The organism is Sorangium sp. So ce119, assembly GCF_051524405.1.
Taxonomy (GTDB): Bacteria; Myxococcota_A; Polyangia; order Polyangiales; family Polyangiaceae; genus Sorangium; species Sorangium cellulosum_G.
On record NZ_CP150310.1, the window covers coordinates 7,879,687 to 7,895,760 of the forward strand.

The 16,074-nt window shown below is 71.5% G+C and carries 14 protein-coding genes; 8 read left to right on the forward strand and 6 right to left on the reverse strand.

Annotated features, from left to right (window positions below; translation table 11 throughout):
* Positions 1–34 precede the first annotated feature (34 nt).
* A complete protein-coding gene (locus WME76_RS29640; protein ID WP_437955621.1) occupies positions 35–3,100 on the reverse strand; it encodes a hypothetical protein in 3,066 nt (1,021 codons plus the stop codon).
* A gap of 707 nt (positions 3,101–3,807) precedes the next feature.
* On the opposite strand from WME76_RS29640, the gene WME76_RS29645 reads away from it, so the two are divergent.
* On the forward strand, positions 3,808–4,554 hold the full coding sequence (locus tag WME76_RS29645) for a trypsin-like serine peptidase (protein ID WP_437955622.1): 747 nt from the start codon (positions 3,808–3,810) through the stop codon (positions 4,552–4,554).
* A 375-nt stretch (positions 4,555–4,929) separates the two neighbouring features.
* Complete coding sequence (locus WME76_RS29650; RefSeq protein WP_437955623.1) at positions 4,930–5,520, forward strand: DUF981 family protein; 591 nt, start codon at positions 4,930–4,932, stop codon at positions 5,518–5,520.
* Here WME76_RS29650 and WME76_RS29655 read toward each other — a convergent pair.
* Positions 5,451–5,678, reverse strand: coding sequence for a hypothetical protein (locus WME76_RS29655; protein ID WP_437955624.1), 228 nt, complete (start codon positions 5,676–5,678; stop codon positions 5,451–5,453). The genes WME76_RS29650 and WME76_RS29655 overlap by 70 nt on opposite strands.
* Positions 5,679–5,922: 244 nt before the next feature.
* On the reverse strand, positions 5,923–6,129 hold the full coding sequence (locus tag WME76_RS29660) for a hypothetical protein (RefSeq protein WP_437955625.1): 207 nt from the start codon (positions 6,127–6,129) through the stop codon (positions 5,923–5,925).
* A gap of 428 nt (positions 6,130–6,557) precedes the next feature.
* Here WME76_RS29660 and WME76_RS29665 point away from each other — a divergent pair, with 428 nt between their 5' ends.
* The 5 genes from WME76_RS29665 to WME76_RS29685 all read left to right on the forward strand — a co-directional run bounded on the left by WME76_RS29665 (position 6,558) and on the right by WME76_RS29685 (position 11,873).
* The gene (locus WME76_RS29665) at positions 6,558–7,505 is read left to right on the forward strand and encodes a ribose-phosphate diphosphokinase (RefSeq protein ID WP_437955626.1); all 948 of its coding nucleotides are present in this window, start codon (positions 6,558–6,560) and stop codon (positions 7,503–7,505) included.
* A 196-nt stretch (positions 7,506–7,701) separates the two neighbouring features.
* Entirely contained in the window at positions 7,702–7,962 is a 261-nt protein-coding gene (locus tag WME76_RS29670) for a phosphate signaling complex PhoU family protein (RefSeq protein ID WP_437962168.1), read from the forward strand.
* Between the two features lie 110 nt (positions 7,963–8,072).
* Positions 8,073–8,981 carry a PLP-dependent cysteine synthase family protein gene (locus WME76_RS29675; protein WP_437955627.1) on the forward strand — a complete coding sequence of 303 codons (909 nt, stop codon included), beginning with the start codon at positions 8,073–8,075 and terminating at the stop codon, positions 8,979–8,981.
* Between the two features lie 258 nt (positions 8,982–9,239).
* Positions 9,240–11,066, forward strand: a complete 1,827-nt coding sequence (gene arsA, locus WME76_RS29680; RefSeq protein WP_437955628.1) for an arsenical pump-driving ATPase — start codon at positions 9,240–9,242, stop codon at positions 11,064–11,066.
* Between the two features lie 138 nt (positions 11,067–11,204).
* Positions 11,205–11,873: a phosphoribosyltransferase gene (locus tag WME76_RS29685; protein WP_437955629.1), complete on the forward strand. Its 669-nt coding sequence runs from the start codon at positions 11,205–11,207 to the stop codon at positions 11,871–11,873.
* Between the two features lie 89 nt (positions 11,874–11,962).
* Here WME76_RS29685 and WME76_RS29690 read toward each other — a convergent pair whose 3' ends face one another.
* Positions 11,963–12,781: a helix-turn-helix domain-containing protein gene (locus WME76_RS29690; RefSeq protein WP_437955630.1), complete on the reverse strand. Its 819-nt coding sequence runs from the start codon at positions 12,779–12,781 to the stop codon at positions 11,963–11,965.
* Between the two features lie 109 nt (positions 12,782–12,890).
* On the opposite strand from WME76_RS29690, the gene WME76_RS29695 reads away from it, so the two are divergent.
* Complete coding sequence (locus tag WME76_RS29695) at positions 12,891–13,646, forward strand: SDR family oxidoreductase (protein ID WP_437955631.1); 756 nt, start codon at positions 12,891–12,893, stop codon at positions 13,644–13,646.
* Positions 13,647–13,740: 94 nt separating this feature from the next.
* On the opposite strand, the gene WME76_RS29700 is transcribed toward WME76_RS29695, so the two are convergent.
* On the reverse strand, positions 13,741–14,439 hold the full coding sequence (locus tag WME76_RS29700; protein WP_437955632.1) for a DUF4230 domain-containing protein: 699 nt from the start codon (positions 14,437–14,439) through the stop codon (positions 13,741–13,743).
* Positions 14,440–14,592: 153 nt separating this feature from the next.
* Positions 14,593–15,909, reverse strand: coding sequence for a hypothetical protein (locus WME76_RS29705; protein ID WP_437955633.1), 1,317 nt, complete (start codon positions 15,907–15,909; stop codon positions 14,593–14,595).
* Positions 15,910–16,074 lie beyond the last annotated feature (165 nt).

The window sequence follows — 16,074 nt, forward strand, 5'->3', positions numbered from 1 at the left end:
GAGCGGGGCCGGCTCGACGATCGAACGGCAAAGCCTACTCGAGGACGCTCAGCAGCGCGCGCCCCAGCGCCTTCTTCTCCTCCGGATCGACGTCGTCGCGCGCCCGGATGCCGAGCACCGCGTCGACCGTGGACGTGATCGTCTCGGGCGACACGCGTTCCGAGCCGATGTACGAGAGGCCGCGGCGCAGGTTGAAGCGGCCGAGCGCGAGCCGATTCCACGCGATCTGCAGCGCCGCGACGGGCGGCATGCGCGGATCGCGCGTGATCGAGCCGAACGTCGAGCTCTTCGCGATGAACTCGCGGTTGCCGCTGGCGCTGCCGAGCCCGAAGACATGGACCGCATCTGCGCGCGCGATGAACGACAGTTCGGGCTCGGTGGTGCGCGCCTCGATGATCGGACCTGCGGCCCAGAGCCCGAGCGTCCCCCAGAAACGCTCGGCCTCGAGCCCAAACTCGAGCATCCCTTGGCGGAACGAGCTCGACACCCGAGCGCCGGCGACGACCTGCGACGACAGCGCGAGCGCCGAGTCGAGCATCCCGAAGTCGTGCCCCGCCGCGCCGAGGATCGCCTCGAGCGCCGCCTCCTCGCCGCGCGCGCGCGCGGCATCGCCGAGATCCCACCGCAGATCGACCGCGTCGCGGAAGCGGGTGGCGAGCGCGTCGTACGCCGTGCCGTACATCGCCTCGAGCGCGAAGGCGTGCTGATCGCGCGCGCGCGCCGTGGTCCCGTGCTGCGCGAGGTGCGCGTGGACGGCGTCGATCTGCTCGCGCGGCAAGCTGCGCAGGTCGCGCGCGAACGCGAGGCGGTGCGCGGCGTTGTACAGCATGGCCTCGCCGTCCGTGATGCCGAGGGCCTCCTGCGCGAGCTCCGCCGCGGGCTTCTCCCACTTCGCGCGAGCGGGGTCGGCCGCGGCGATGTAGGCGCTCCTCCACGCGGGCCGCAGGGCGAAGACCGCCGCCGGGTCGGCGCCTTCCGGCAGCTCCTCTGAGTGCTGCGAGGCCGCGCGCACCGCGGCCGCGCGCTGCGCGACGACGACGTGCGGATCGAGCTCCAGGGTGGCCGGCTCGATGATGTAGGGCAGAAGCATGAAGCTGAGCGCGTCGCGCGTCGTCGCCGGGTCTGCGTGGCCGTTCCAGCACGTGCTCGCGCCGACGACGACACGCGGGCGCACGATCGCGGCGATCGCCTTCATGCTCGGCCCGCCGCTCGGCGCGCCGATGAGCAGGAACCAGCGGGGCGCTGCGCTCGCGGGCGCGAGGATCTCCTGCCATGCCTGCGCGCGCTCGTCGTCGCTCACGCGCGCGTCGTCGAGCACCGAGAGGAGCCCGGCGATCTCCGCCGGCACTTGGCGCGCCCAGTACCCGTCGACCGCTCCGGCGTAGCGCGTCACCGCCTGCGCCAGCTCCGCACCGCTCAGGTGGGGACTCGCGGCGGCGCGGGTATACGCTTGCAGCATGTCCGCGCCGAGGCGCATGCGCTGCGCCTGCGCGAGCGCTGCGATGCGCGCGAGCACGGCGCGGGGATCCATCGCGGCCTCGATCGCCGCCATGGGGACGAGCCAGCCGGCGAGCGACGGCGTGACGTCGTTCAGGAGCTGCGTCTTCTGCGCTGCGCTGACGTCGGTGAGCCCGATGAGCCCCGCCGCGAGCCCCGAGTTGACCTCGTCGAGCGGCCTGTCCGCGAGCTTCACCAGCGCGTCGATGCGCTCGGCGCGCGACCCGCTCACGAGCCCGGCCCGGAGCGCCGGCCAGTCGTTGGTTTTCCTGCGCTGCCACGCGAGGGCCTCGTCGAGCTTCGCGGCGACGTCCGCGTCCGAGGCCGCGCCGTCGGCGAGGAGCGGCACGAGCGCCTTGAACAGCGCGCCGCGCGGACGGGGATTGACGTCGCGCCAGCTCGCCGTCGCGGCGGCGTGGTACAAGGACAGCAGCGCGCTCTGCCGCGCCGCCGCAGAGAGCACGGTGGAGCGTCCGATGGCCGTGATCGCGTCCTCGATCAGGTCCGTCACGCCGGCCGTCTCCGCGACCTCCGCGAGGAACCCGGAAATGTCCACGTCCGGAGGCGCGGACGCGAGCGCCTCGCCGAGGAACCGCCCGCGCGCCTCCGCCTGGCGCGCGGCGATCCCGGAGGGCAGGCTCGACCAGTTTCCGCTCTCCTCCTCGCGGACGCCGTAGTCCTCGCGGAGCGTGTCCGCGCGCATCTCGTTCAGCGCAGCGGCGGAGGCGAACCACTGCGTGAGCTCCCGCTGCCGCGCGGGGCCGACGTCCGAGCCTTTCCAGAACAGCCGTCCCGTCGCGCGACGCACGCGATAGCTCGGATCGGCGAGAATGGCGTCGGCCTGCGCCGCGCTCAACGTGCCGGCGCTCCCGTACCACGCAGCGGCCGACTCGCGGACCGAGCGCGAGGCCGACTCCCGCAGCGTCACGAGCAGCTCGTCGACGCTCGGCGGATGCTGGAGGTCCGGCGTGCGCAGCGCTCCGGTCGCGCTGCGGAAACGCTTGGTCTGGAGGAGATCCGCGACGAACGCGACGAGCGCGCGGCGCTCGTCTTCCGTCGTTCCGGGGTTGTTCGAGAGCGACGCGGCCGCCTCGAGCAGGAGCGCCGGGCTCTCCGTGCTCGCGAGGATGCGGAAGACGCGCGCGAGATCGCCCGGGCGCACGGGCGCGCTTCGCAGCAGGTCGGTCTCGAGCGGTCCCTCCGTCACCGCCTCGAGCGCGAGCAGGTCGGCGACGGCGACCACGCCGAGGCGCGCGAGGTGTGCGGCTTCACCGTTCCAGTACAGCCGCTCCGGCTCGCCGCGGCAGTCGCCCGACGGGTACGGCTCGACGCTGAAGCCGCCGACCTGATTGACCGCGCGATCGAGCGCGAGGCGGACAGTCGATGAGGGGTTCTGCCCGAGGTGCGCGACCACCTGCTCTAGGACGCGATCGCCCGACAGAAAGGGCGCGTCGCTCATGGCTCTCTCGGTCGTGTCGACGCTCTCGGTCGTGTCGACGCTCTCGCCCATGTCGACGCAGCCGGCCGCGAGGAGAGTCCATGCGATGCAAATCGACGAGAACAGGCGTGTTTTGCGCATACTCACAGTGAAACTCCATGGCAAGGTTGGACAGCTTCATCGCGGCCCGCCGCCGTATCCGGGCGGCGCGGCGCAAGAGCCGGGGGATCGGCAGCCGCCACAACATAGATAGATCCGGCTGCTCATGTGTCCTCTGAGCACGATTCTGCTCATGGAGATGCGTGGGGGGTAGAGGACGCTATCGCAAGGACCAATCCAGTGTTCTTCAACGTGGACGCTTTACTGATGGTTGGCAACAAGACTGGTGGCCCCTTGTGCGTTGGGTCCGGGTTGGGCCCACTGGGATCCGGTCGACGGCAAGTGTGAGCGCAACCCGAGCCCTGGTCCTTGCACCGGAATCCCAGATGAGGCCACTTGCAACGCGACGCCGGGCTGTATCTGGGATGTGCAGGACCCGCTGGGCCCGCGGTGCGAGAACATCTCCTAGCGAGAAGAAACGAGGTCGAGGCGGGTGCTCGTCTTCGGGCCGCAGGCTTCGACCTGCCCTCCGCTCCCGCGGCGACACGTCGCAATCGAACCCTGGAGGCTTGAGGGCGATGCGACCATCCCCCACAGCATGGTCAATCGTCTGCCTCTTTGGTGCCACCCATTGTGCCGGTGGCGAAGCTGCGAGCCATGGCGAGGCGTCATCGCGCGTCATCTACGAGCAGGACGGCCGCGAGGAGCAGCGCGACTACCCTGTCGACTCGCCCGTCTACGCGTGGGCTCGGTCCTCGGCCATGATGCCCCCGATGCCCTCGCTCCGGCGAGCCGGGGAACGCGAGCTCGCGCTCGCCATCCTGGGGACGCTCTCCGAGACCATGGAGGCGAGCGGCAGGCCGCTCTGTCCCGAGGAGCGATTCCGGGACCAGCCCGTCTTCGGCGGCGTGTGCTCCGCGTTCCTCGTCGCGCCAGACACGCTGGTCACGGCTGGCCATTGTCTGAGCGCCCCCGGTGTGTGCTCCAGCATCGCCTTCGTCTTCGGCGCCGCCTATGACCGGTCGGACCGAGACCCGAGCCGGGTTGGACCGGAGGACGTATATTTCTGCCGCGAGGTGCCCGAGCGCGTCGCAAACGGCGTGCTCGGCGATTACGCTGTGGTGCGCCTCGACCGTCCCGTCGTCGGCCGCAAGCCGCTGCCTTTGCGGCGTGCCGGGAAGGTCGAGGATGACGAGGAGCTGATCCTCATCGGCAATCCGCTGGGCCTGCCCACCAAGATCGCAGCGCGCGGGAGGGTCCTGGACAACGCTCCGGCTCTCTTCTTCAAGGCCAGCACCGACAGTTACGGCGGCGGATCCGGATCGGTCGTCATGGGCGCGCGCTCGGGGCTCGTTGAAGGAGTTCTCGTGAGAGGCGAGAAGGATTTCGTGCAAGCCGGCGCATGCTGGGCGTCCCACGTCTGCCCGGCGGGAGGTTGGCCTTGCCGCGGGGAACACGTCTCTCGGGCGACCGCGTTTGCGGCCCGCGTTCCCGACCAGAGCGTTCGAACCAGCCCGTGAATCCAGGGACATCTTCATGTCGGAGCGAGATGTGATCATGGCCCCATGCTCCAGTGTGAGCGCGAATAGGCCCTGACTCGTCAAGTCACGGCGGCCCGTGGCGACCGGCCAGCCAGCGCGAGGTCACCGGGTCCGAAGCGCTGCGGTCATGCGGTTGGAAGAGCTCGTTACGAAGTGATCGCGCCCGCGGGCGAGCCGGCCCGATGGCCGAGGCTTCAGGCCGGGAGCGCTCGGAGCCTTCAGCGCCACGGGCAAGGAGCCCGCCTCGGCACGGTCGTTGCGTCCATGCCGGTCGATCTCGTGCCCAGACACGAGATCTCCAGCTCCCGCAAGCTGGCCATCGGCACGCGCACGATCTCGCATGATGAGGAATCCATGTTCGTCAACTATCTCACGCTGCCGCTCGTCACGGCGGCAGCGGCGCTGACGCTCGGGGCCGTCTATCTCTTCCGCGCGCCCGACCTCGGGGCTTCGGAGGGTCGCCGCCGCAGCTTCGCGTGGGCGTTCGGGGCGTCCGGGCTCATCCTGCTCATCACAGGTCTTCACATCGTGCTGACGTGGCCCCTCCCGGGCGGATACAACATCGTCTTCGGAGAGCCGCTCGCGTATTTCGGTGTCTTGCTCGTGGTCGGCGCGCCGGCGCTGTGGCTCGGCGAGCGCCTGGGGCCCTTGCTCCTGCTCGGCGCCCTCGGGGGCATCACCAACCTGGTGCTCGCGTGGGTCATCTTGCGCCATGGGATGACGCAGAATCCAGCGCTCGCCGCGGCGATGTACGGCGCGAGCGGCCTCGGGCTGGTGATCGCGCCGGCGATGGACAGGTCCGCGCTGGCGAGGAGGGTGGCAGGCGCGCTGCTCGCGGCTTCGGCGGCGCTGTTCGCGCTGTTCGGCTACGCGGCCTACATGAAGCACCCCGGCCTCGACGCGTTCGGGAAGTGGGTGCCCATCGAGATGCGCTCGCGGCGATAGACCTCCACCTCGACGGCGCACATCCCATCTCCCAGAGCTCCTTGCCCTTCGTCGCGCTGCACGCGGGCCTCGACCTCGGCGGCCTTGCGGTCCACGATCGCCGCGACCTCCTCCTGGGGGACGCCGAGCTCCGCCAGCACCTCCTCGTTGAGGTACACCTCGCCTCCTTCCGAGCCGGCGCCAGGCCCAGCTCTTCACGCCCCGGGAGGCCGACCTTGCGCGCCACCCAGACGTCGAGCGGCGCCTCGAGCGCCCGCGCGACCTCGTGGGCGACCGGGACCCCGCCGCGCGGATCAGGCCGAGTTGTGCGTACGCAGCTTGTGCGCTGCGAGCTCCTCGCCGATCGTGGCGAGCCTCGGCCGCCGCAGCCTCCCTCACGTCAGCTTGCCCTGCGACCGACCTCTACGGTGTCGGTGTCAGCTCGGCCAGGATCGCGTCGAGGCGCCGGAGCACCACTTCGAGCCGCTCGATCGCCGCCTTCAGGTCCGCCCGGTACTCTCGATCATCGGTATGGACCAGCTCTTCTCGCATCCCCACGAGCCGGATCGACAGGGCTGTCCTCACGTCTCTCGCCTCGCGCTCGTCGAGCTCGAAATGAAGCTTGGCCATATCTCCTCCTGATCCGCGAGCGGCATGTCCCCAGGACCGAGGCGTACATGGTGATGCGACGCCTCGCTGTCATCGGGTCCTGCGACGTCGGGAGCGCCTGCCGCGACGCCGTCCTGGTTCGCCGGCGTCCCGGCGCTTCCGGGCAGCGTGCGGAGGATGGCGAGCCCGCGTGCTCGCCAGCACCGAACCGTCATGGAGGCCGGTGCGCCGCGCAGGCGAGCGGCGTGACGACGGCCGAGGCAAGCGGGCGACACCGGAGAGCTCAGGCCCTGGGGTTGCATCACTTGCATCAGAGAGCGTCGTCGAGGGCGGCCACAGGAGGGCGGCCGCGCTCGTCCAGGAGGTGTCCCGCGATGCACCACGAGCAACCCCTTTTCCGCGCCGCTGTCCGGGAGACGGTCCTCTGCGGCGCGGCGTAGCGGAGAGCCATGGAGATCTGCCTCTTCGCGGGCAACGCGAACCTCCCTCTCGCGCAGGCCGTGGCGGAGCGCCTCGGCGTCGGCCTGGGCGACGCCCTGGTGCGCCGCTTCGCGGACGGCGAGCTTCACGTGCAGATCCGGGAGAGCGTGCGAGGGCGGGACGTGTATCTCCTCCAGCCGACGAGCCCACCGGTCGACGAGCACATCCTCGAGCTCCTGTTCCTCGCGGATGCATGTCGCCGCGCGGGGGCCTCGCGCGTGACGGCCGTCGTGCCGTATTTCGGCTATGCCCGCCACGACCGCCGCGCCTCGGGGAGGGAGCCGGTAGGGGCCCGGCTCGTCGCCGATCTCTTCAGGACGGCGGGCCTCTCGCGCGTGGTGGCCGTCGACCTCCACAGCGCCGCGCTCGAGGGGTTCTTCTCCATCCCGCTCGAGCACCTGAGCGCCGCGCCGCTGCTCCTGGAGGCAGCGCGCCCCTGGATCTCCGAACGCAGCGTGATCGTGGCGCCGGACCTGGGCGCTGCGAAGCTCGCGGATCGCCATGCGCGGCTCCTCCGCCTGCCGGTCGCCGTCGTGCACAAGACCCGCCTGAGCGGCGAGGACGTCAGGGTGCATACGATCACGGGCGAGGTCCGGGGGCGGTCGCCCCTCCTCGTCGACGACATGATCAGCACCGGCGGGACGATCGAGGCCGCCGTGAACGCCCTGCTCTCGGCGGGCTGCGCGCCGGACATCGTCGTCGTCGCGACCCACGCCCTCTTCGTTGGCACGGCGGTGATCCAGCTCCCCACCCTCCCGGTGCTCCGCTTCCTCGTGACGAACAGCGTCGCCGCCGCCGCGTGCCCGGCGCTCCCGATCGAGCTCGTCCGCCTGGACGGGCTCCTGGCCGAGGCGATCCGGCTGCTCCATGACGGCAGGTCGCTGGACGCGCTGCTCGCGCACGGGGAGCCCTCGTGAGCCCGCCCGGGAACGAATCGCTCCTCGGCCAGAGACCGGGCATGGTTGCACCCGCGAAGCTCCGCGCCGAGGGACTGAGCGTTTAATCCGGCAGATTTCTGGCTGTGCGAGCCCGCCCTCGCGCTGACGAGCGAGCAGCAGCAGCGGCTCTGCCTCGCGCGGGTCCTCGCGGTCGAGCCCGAGGTGCTGCGACGCGCTGGAGGCGTTCCTCACCCGGGACGTCGCGAAGGCCGAGGGCGTGCTCGCCGCGGACGCCGATGTGGATCGGATGCTCGTGGACGTGTTCGACGAGCTCCGCGCAGAGATGCGGCGACAGCCGGGCGTCGTCGATCAGTGCGTGTCGATGATGTTCTTCGCGAAGCACGTGGAGAGGCTCGCTGACCACGCGACCAACCTGGCCGAGATGGTGGTGTTCCTCGTCCGGGGCGAGGACGTCCGGCACGCGACGCGGCGGTGACACAGCCGAGCGGTCCAGGTCGTGCACCGCGAGTCAGCAGAGCAGCGCAGGGGAGCGCGGCGCGAGATCGTGGCGCCGGCACACGCGCTGGACAACGCGGGGCCATGGACATGAAGACGATACTCGACGAGATAGGCAAGACTCCCCTGCTGACGCTCGACGGCGTTCACGTGAAATGCGAATTCCGGAGCCCCTCTGGCTCCGTCAAAGACAGGCTCGCCAGGTACGTCATCGAGAAGGCGGAGACGACGGGGCTCCTGAAGAAGGGCGCCACGATCGTGGAGGCCTCGTCCGGAAACACGGGAACAGCCGTCTCCATGGTCGGCGCCGTGAAAGGATACAAGGTGACGATCTTCATCCCCGAGGGCCTCTCCCAGGAGCGCTACAGGATGATGAAGGCGTTCGGCGCGGGCGTGCGCACCGTCCCGCGGGACCGGATGGATCTTGCCGTGCAAGGCGCGATCGCCCTGGGGAGCGAGAAGGATCACTTCCACGTGAACCAGTTCGCGAGCCCCTGGAACGCGGAAGACCACGAGAAGCACCTCGGCGGGGAGATCCTCCGCGCCTTCGGGCGCCGGCGCATCGACGCGGTCGTCGCGGCGATCGGGTCCGGAGGGACCCTGATCGGCCTCGCGAGGGCGTTCCGGCGGGTCAACCCGGCGGTCAAGGTCCTCGGCGTCGAGCCTGCCCGGTGCGCCCTCGTCCACGGGCGGCTGCACGGCCAGTCCGAGGTGTGCCGGCCCCACCGGATCGAGGGTATCGCCGAGGGGTTCGTGCCCCCGCTCATCGACGACAACATCGAGCTCATCGACGACGTCCTCCTGGTCGAGGACGGAGAGGCCATCGAGGAGGCGAGGCGGATCGCAAGGGTGCACGGCTGCTTCGTCCGGGTCTCTTCCGGGGCGAACCTCCTGGCCGCGAGGAGGGTCAAGGAGAAGAGCCCGGAGCTGAGGAACGTGGTCACCTTGTTCCCGGACGAGGGGGAGAAGTACCTGAGCGAGGCGTGGTTCTCGCGCTGAGCGGGAGCTCGGCTACTCCAGCGCGCCCGCCTCGATGCATGCGCGCGCCAGCCCGGCGGCGTCCCCCCACGCGGCCGGCCGGCGCCCCGCGCCCGAGCCGTCTGGCGAGCTTGGCCGATCTGCGTTCCGGATTCTCTGCTTCTCTCTGGACGTCAGGCAGCGGTGACCGGCGAGTACCGCCTTGCGGTTGCGCGTGCGTGATGGCATCTGCCCCCGCGCAGCCGTGATGAAGGCGACGCGCATCGAGGAGGTGGCCGCTTGACGAGCTTCCTGGAACAGCCGAGCCGTTTCCTCTTCTTCACGGGGAAGGGGGGCGTCGGCAAGACAGCGCTCGCGTGCGCGGCCGCGATCCGGCTCGCCGACGCCGGGAAGCGCATCCTCCTCGTCAGCACCGACCCTGCGTCGAACCTGGACGAGATGCTCGGCGTCGCGCTCTGTCATCGACCCACGCCGATCCCCGGCGTCGACGGGCTCTCCGCGCTCAACATCGATCCCGAGAGAGCGGCCGACGCGTATCGAGAGCGCGTGATCGCGCCCTACCGCGACACCTGGACCGAGCCCCAGATCGCCGAGCTGCGCGAGCAGCTCGCCGGCGCCTGCACCGTGGAAATCGCGGCGTTCGACGAGTTCGCCGCGCTCCTCGCCGGCGACGAGCAGAGCGCGCCGTTCGATCACATCCTGTTCGACACGGCGCCGACCGGACACACGCTGAGGCTGCTCAGCTTGCCGCGCGCCTGGTCCACCTTCCTCGGGTCGGCCACGCACGGGGCTTCGTGTCTGGGCCCGCACTCGGGGTTGAAGATGCAAGCGACGCGGTTCGCCGCCGCGGTCGAGGCGCTGGCTGACGGTGAACGCACGACCATCGTCCTCGTGACGCGGCCTGATCGCGCTGCGCTGCGCGAGGTGGAGCGGACATCGGGCGAACTCGAGGCGCTGGGTCTCCAGAACCAGCACCTCGTCGTCAACGCGATGTTCGAGGCGAGAGACCCCGCCGACCCGATCGCCGTCGCGCTCGAGCAGCGGGGTCGAGCAGCGCTCCGCGAGCTGCCCCCTCGGCTGCGACGACTGCCCATGACGCAGATCCCTCTGCGCGCCTTCAACATGGTCGGTTTGCCGGCTCTCCGAGCGTTTCTGAACGAGCGTGCGTCCGCAGAGCTCACGCGCGCCGTCCCTCCGCTCGTGGCGCCATCGCTGCCACCCCTTCGGTCGCTCATCGACGAGATCGCGGCGCCTGGCCGCGGGCTGGTGATGGTGATGGGCAAGGGCGGGGTGGGAAAGACGACGATCGCCGCATCGATCGCCGCGGAGCTCGCGTCGCGCGGTCACCAGGTTCATCTCAGCACCACCGATCCCGCTGCTCACGTCGCCGCGACGCTCGACGGCCAGCTCGGCAGCCTGAAGGTCAGCCGCATCGATCCGGTCGCCGAGACGAAGGTGTACGTGGAGCGCGTGATGGCGAGCCGCGGGGGCAACCTCGACGAGGCGGGACGAGCCCTTCTGGCCGAGGATCTCCGCTCGCCCTGCTACGAAGAGGTGGCGGTCTTCACGGCCTTTTCCCGGATCGTTTCCCAGGCGCGCTCGAGCTTCGTCGTCCTCGATACGGCACCTACCGGGCACACGCTCCTCCTCCTCGACGCGACGGGCTCGTATCACCGGCAGACGATGGCCGTCGACGCTGACGCGAAGCACGCGTCAGCCCGGCTCGTCACCCCTCTCATGAGGCTGCGCGATCCGCAGTACACCAAGATCCTGCTGGTGACGCTCGCGGAGACGACGCCCGTCTCGGAAGCGGCGCGGCTACAGACGGATCTGCGTCGCGCTCAGATCGAGCCCTTCGCCTGGGTCATCAACAGCAGCCTCGCGGCCACGGGTGTCACGGACGCCTGCCTCGAGCAGCGCGTCGCAGCCGAGCTCGACCAGATCGAGGCGGTGCGCCAACGGCATGCCCGAAGGATCGCGATCGTCCCCTGGATGGCCGAAGAGCCGGTCGGCCCTGATCGCCTGCGCGCCCTGACGCGCGGCCCGGGAGCGGAGGAGCACCCGGCGCGGCGAGCACGTGAGGAAGACGATCAACGGTCGCGGTGAGTCGCGACGCATGAGCGCCAGGGGGCGACCAGGCGATCCACGCGAACAGAGCGCCCCGGCGGCGTCAGGCGCGGCGCCTGGCGGGACAATTGCACGCTCCACCGAGCGCCGCCAGCGGCGCTCGGTGGAGGGAGAGACATGCCATTTCGAGATCGGGCCGACGCCGGCCGCCAGCTCGCGTCGCGGCTGACCGCCTACGCGGGGCGGGAGGACGTGACCGTCCTGGCGCTGCCGCGAGGCGGAGTGCTGGTCGGCTTCGAGATAGCGAAGCTCCTGCGGGCGCCGCTCGACGTGCTGATCGCGCGCCGGATCGTGGCCCCCGGCGATCATCGCATGACGATCGGCGCCGTCACGAGCGGCGGCGTCCGGGTCGTCGACGAAGAGCTCTGCCGAGCGCTGGGCGTCTCGGACAGGACGGTACAATGGCTCGCCGATGCGGAGGCCCGGGAGGTGGAGCGCCTGGAGCGCGTCTACTACGGCTGCCACAGGGCGCCTGACATCCGGGACCGAACGATCCTCCTCGTCGACGACGGCGTGGCGACCGGAGCGAGCATGCGGGCCGCCGTGACGGCCGTCGAGCACGTGGGCCCGGCGGCGATCGTCATCGCGGTCCCCGTCGCGTCCCACGCCGCGTACGCGGAGCTCTCCCGGCGAGCACGCGAGTTCGTGTATTGCCATATCCGAGATCCTGTCTATTCGGTCGGACTCTGGTACGAGGACTACGCGCCCGTGTCCGAGCAGGATGTCTGTCGGCTGCTCGGGGACGCGCTCGACCGGGGCGCATCGCGTGCGCCGGAGGAGCCCTGAGGGCGCCCGGCGCCGGCTCGCCAGGGGCTTCCCACCAGGAGGACCACGTCGGCCGCCTCGGCGGACGAGGTGGCCCGCGCGAACGGGAGCTAATGTGGGTCGGGGTACCCTCTGGCCCGGCGCTCAGCCGAGCTCGATACAGCCCCGCTGTGGACGCCGCGCGCGTACTGGCCTGGCGTCGTGCCGACGATGCGCCGGAAGTGCCGGTTGAGCTGGCTCTGGTCGTAGAAGCCGACCTGCGGGGCGACGTCGCGCGGCATCACGCCGGCGACGAGCATCTCCTTCGCGCGCATGATCCGCAGCCGCGTCAGGTACGCGTACGGAGACATGCCGATCTGCGCGCGAAACGCGCGGCACAGGTGGAACTTGTCGAGGCCGGCGTGCGCAGCGAGGTCGTCGAGCGTCACCGGCTCTGCGAGCCGCTCCCGCAGGAGCTCGATCGCGCGGCGCACCGGCCGCGTGTGCTCGCGCGGCGCGTCACCCACCGCCGCGAGGGCGCCGATCGCCTCGGCGACCGCGACCTCGAGCACGAGACGATCGGCGCCGGCGCGCACCGCGTGATGCAGGCGGTGGAACGCCGCGCCCCGCTCGTCACCGGCGGCGAGCTGTGGATGGACGCAGACCTTGCCGATCACACCCTCGACCATGCGCGCCGAGAGCGCGACGCACTGGCCCGTGCCCGAGCCGTCGCGCGAGATGTCGCGGTGCACGTCGCCGGGTTGCAGGATCTGCAACGAGCCCGGGCCGCAGCTCCACACCTTTCCGCGGCACCACCACTCCGAGCGCCCGACCTCGATGCGAGCGATCGCGTACATATCCTTCATGCCGGCGTAGAGCTCGTCGGTCGACCAGCGCGTAACGCGCACACCGGGCACGGGGACGGCAAGAACGTCGGCACGGGTCGCCACGCCCCCATCCTAGGACCGACGCGCCCCCTCGGCTTGGGCATTCTTGGCGCCCGCTCGACCGGCCAAGAATCGCCAAGGCGGCGCCCGCGGCGATTCCTATCCAGGGGACATGCAAGACAAACCCGTCGCCCTCGTCACGGGGGCCAACAAAGGTATCGGTCACGCGATCGCGAAGGAGCTCGCGGCGCGCGGCCACATCGTGCTCGTCGGCTCGCGCGACCTCGCGCGCGGCGAGGCCGCGGCCAAGCAGATCACCGGCGATGCTCGCGCGATCGCGCTCGACGTCACGAGCGCCGGCTCGATCGCCGCCGCCGCGGCGCGGATCCGTCGCGAGCTCGGCCGGCTCGACGTCCTCGTCAACAACGCTGGCATCGCCAAAGGCGCAGCGCAGAGCGGGGTCACGGTCGACGAGATCGCCAAGAGCGGGAGGCCGAGCGTGGCCTCGCTCGCCGACGTCCGCGCCGTGTTCGAGACCAACGTGTTCGGCGTGATCGCCGTGACCCAGGCGATGCTGCCGCTCCTCCGCGAGGCGCCGACCGGGCGGATCGTCAACGTGTCGAGCCGCCTCGGCTCGATGACCTGGATCAGCGATCCCGCCAGCCCGAACCGCGGCGTCGGCGGCGTCGCGTACAGCCCGTCGAAGAGCGCGCTCAACGCGGTGACGATCGCGTTCGCGCAGGAGCTCGCCGGCACCGCGATCAAGGTCAACGCGGTGTGCCCCGGCTACGTCGCGACCGATCTCAACAACCACAGCGGGACGCGCACCGTCGCCGAAGGCGCGCGCGAGCCGGTGCGGCTCGCGCTGCTCGGTCCCGACGGAGCGACTGGCACCTTCTCGGACGACGCAGGCCCGGTCCCCTGGTGAGGAGGCGAGCGGCAAAGGCGGGCAAGCTGGACGGCGACGTCGCGGTCGTGACCGGAGCCTGAAGGGGCATCGGCGCGGCGATCGCGAGGCCTCTTCAGTCCCCGCCGACGCCCACGTCGCGCCAGCGGATCTCCACCCGCCTCGCGCCGAGCTGCGTCGCGAGCGCCGTGAGCTGCCGCTCGGCCTGCGCCCTCGCGCGCGCCATCACGTCCCCCTCGAGCGCGGCCTTCTCGATCGCCTCGGTCGCCTCCTTCCGGGCCCGCGACTCGAGCTGCTCGTTGCGCCGCGCGAGCAGGCTCGTCGACCGCGTGTAGACGTACGTCCCGTCCTCGTCGAGCCGCGTCGAGAAGACCTCCGGCGCCGGCAGCGTCATCCGCGCGACGCCGGTCTCCGGATCCATCGCGATGTCGTCGTCGCCGATCCGCGCGAGATCGACGCCGATCGTGACGTGGCCGACGGCGACGAGCAGGAGCGCGTCGGTCGCCTGCACCAGGCCGAACAGGCGGCTCTGGCGGTCGGCCAGATCCACGACCTTCTCGACGTGCACCTCCGTGGTCTCGAGCCGCGCCAGATCGCGGATCGCGATGACGAGCGCAGGAGACGGCCGCACGACCACCCCGCTCGCCGGCGCGGGAGCGCGGAGGCGCGGCGCCACCACGAGCGCGCCGAACCCGACCGACGCGAGGACCGCGACGACGAGCAGCGCGATCCGCGCGGCGCGGCCCGCGCGTGCCGGGGGGCGCGGCGCGTGAACGGCGACCGAAGCGTAAGGATCCTGGAGCGGGCCTTCCATCGGGGCTACCTCGGCGATCACGGGCGCAGCACGCGCCCTCGGCGGCCCGGCTGGACAGACCAGACGGGCCGCGCGTCCTCGTGAGAGAGTACTGAGAACAGGAAGGCCGGAAGGCGAGAAGAAATCAACCCGCCGCCCCGCGACGGGCGGCCGCTACGCCGCCGGCGCCGTGGACCGCAGCGCGTGGGCGACCTGCCCCGCGGTGGAGGACGAGAGCGCCCGCTCCAGCGTCCAGTCGTCGACCTCGCCCTCGGCCGCCTGCTCGATCGCGAGGCGCACGTCGCGGCTCGCGCACCCCTCTGCCGCGATCCGCAGCCGCTCCGCGGTGTGGTCGTCGCGCGACGACGAGAGCGCGAGCGCGGCGCCGATGCGGAGCTCGGCCGGCGCGCCGCCGTCCTCGAGCACCGCATACGCCTGCTCCCGGGTGAGCCTCGCCGTGCGGTAGTCGGCGCCGGCCTCGTCCACGAGGCGGCGCAGCGCCGCGCGCCACGCGGGCGCCGCGAGGCCGCGGCGCTCGAGGAGCGCGCCCGCGCGCCCCGCCTCGGGGGCGCCGCGCCCGCTCCGCTCGCGGAGCAGCGCGAGCAGGTGCTCGCGGCGCCGCTCGGCGAGCACCATGCTGAGCCCCGTCTCGCTGGGATCGCGCAGGAGCTGCGGCGGCACGATCGTGAGCAGGACCTCCTCGCCCCCCGCGAGCCCGAGCTCGACGCCGAGCGCGGTCTCGTCGATCCGCTCGATGCAGGCGTAGGGGATGAAGCGCTCGCCCGCGTCGTCCCGCAGCGACAGCCCGTCGCTGCCGGCCACCAGCACGCGGGGCGCGGCGCCCTCCCGGAGCAGCGCGGCGAGCGCCCACGCCGAGGCGCCCGTGACGACGCCGAGCGAGAGCGCCACGTCCGGATCGAGCACCGACCAGCAGATCAGCGACACGAGCGACGCGACCCCGACGAACAGGCGGCGCCGGAGCGGCGGCGCGACGTCGTCATGGAGCCGGACGCTCCACGTGCCCTGCTCCCGGCCGGCGGCGATCGCGCCGAGCAGCCGCTCCGCGTCGGCCGAGTCCTCGACGCGCACGCGGATCACGTCGCCGTCGTCCGTCTTCAGGGCGACCTCGCCGCCGCAGCTCGAGAGCCGCGCGCTCGTGAGCGAGAGGAGCGGGAACGAGCTCCGATCGCCGGGGCGCTCGATCCACAGCGCGTTGCTCACCCGGACGATCGACGCGCCGGACGAGCCGAGCGCCGCCCAGAGCCACGCGAGCGGCGCGTAGAGCACGCACGCCACGCAGAGCAGCACGAGCAGCGACCCGAGCAGCAGGACCGGCATGAGGAGCGCCATCGCGAGCCGGCCGGCCAGGGGCTCCACGAGCGAGGCGATGGAGAAGAGCACGAGCAGCCAGGCCAGCGCCGACGTGAGCAGCCGGCTGACGAAGCGGGCGTCTGCATAGGGCTGGATGAGAACCCCGCAGCGCTTGAACACGCCGTCACTTCCAGCGGTTCCTGCCACCCCATCACGGTGAAAGCACCCGCCCGCAAGTTCAAGCACACAGCGCAATTTCAGCGCGACAGGAAGCTCCGCGCTGTACGGCGGCGGCCGCCCTCGGTGCGCGTACCTCGGTGGCGTCCGTCGAACCGCGACCGTCGT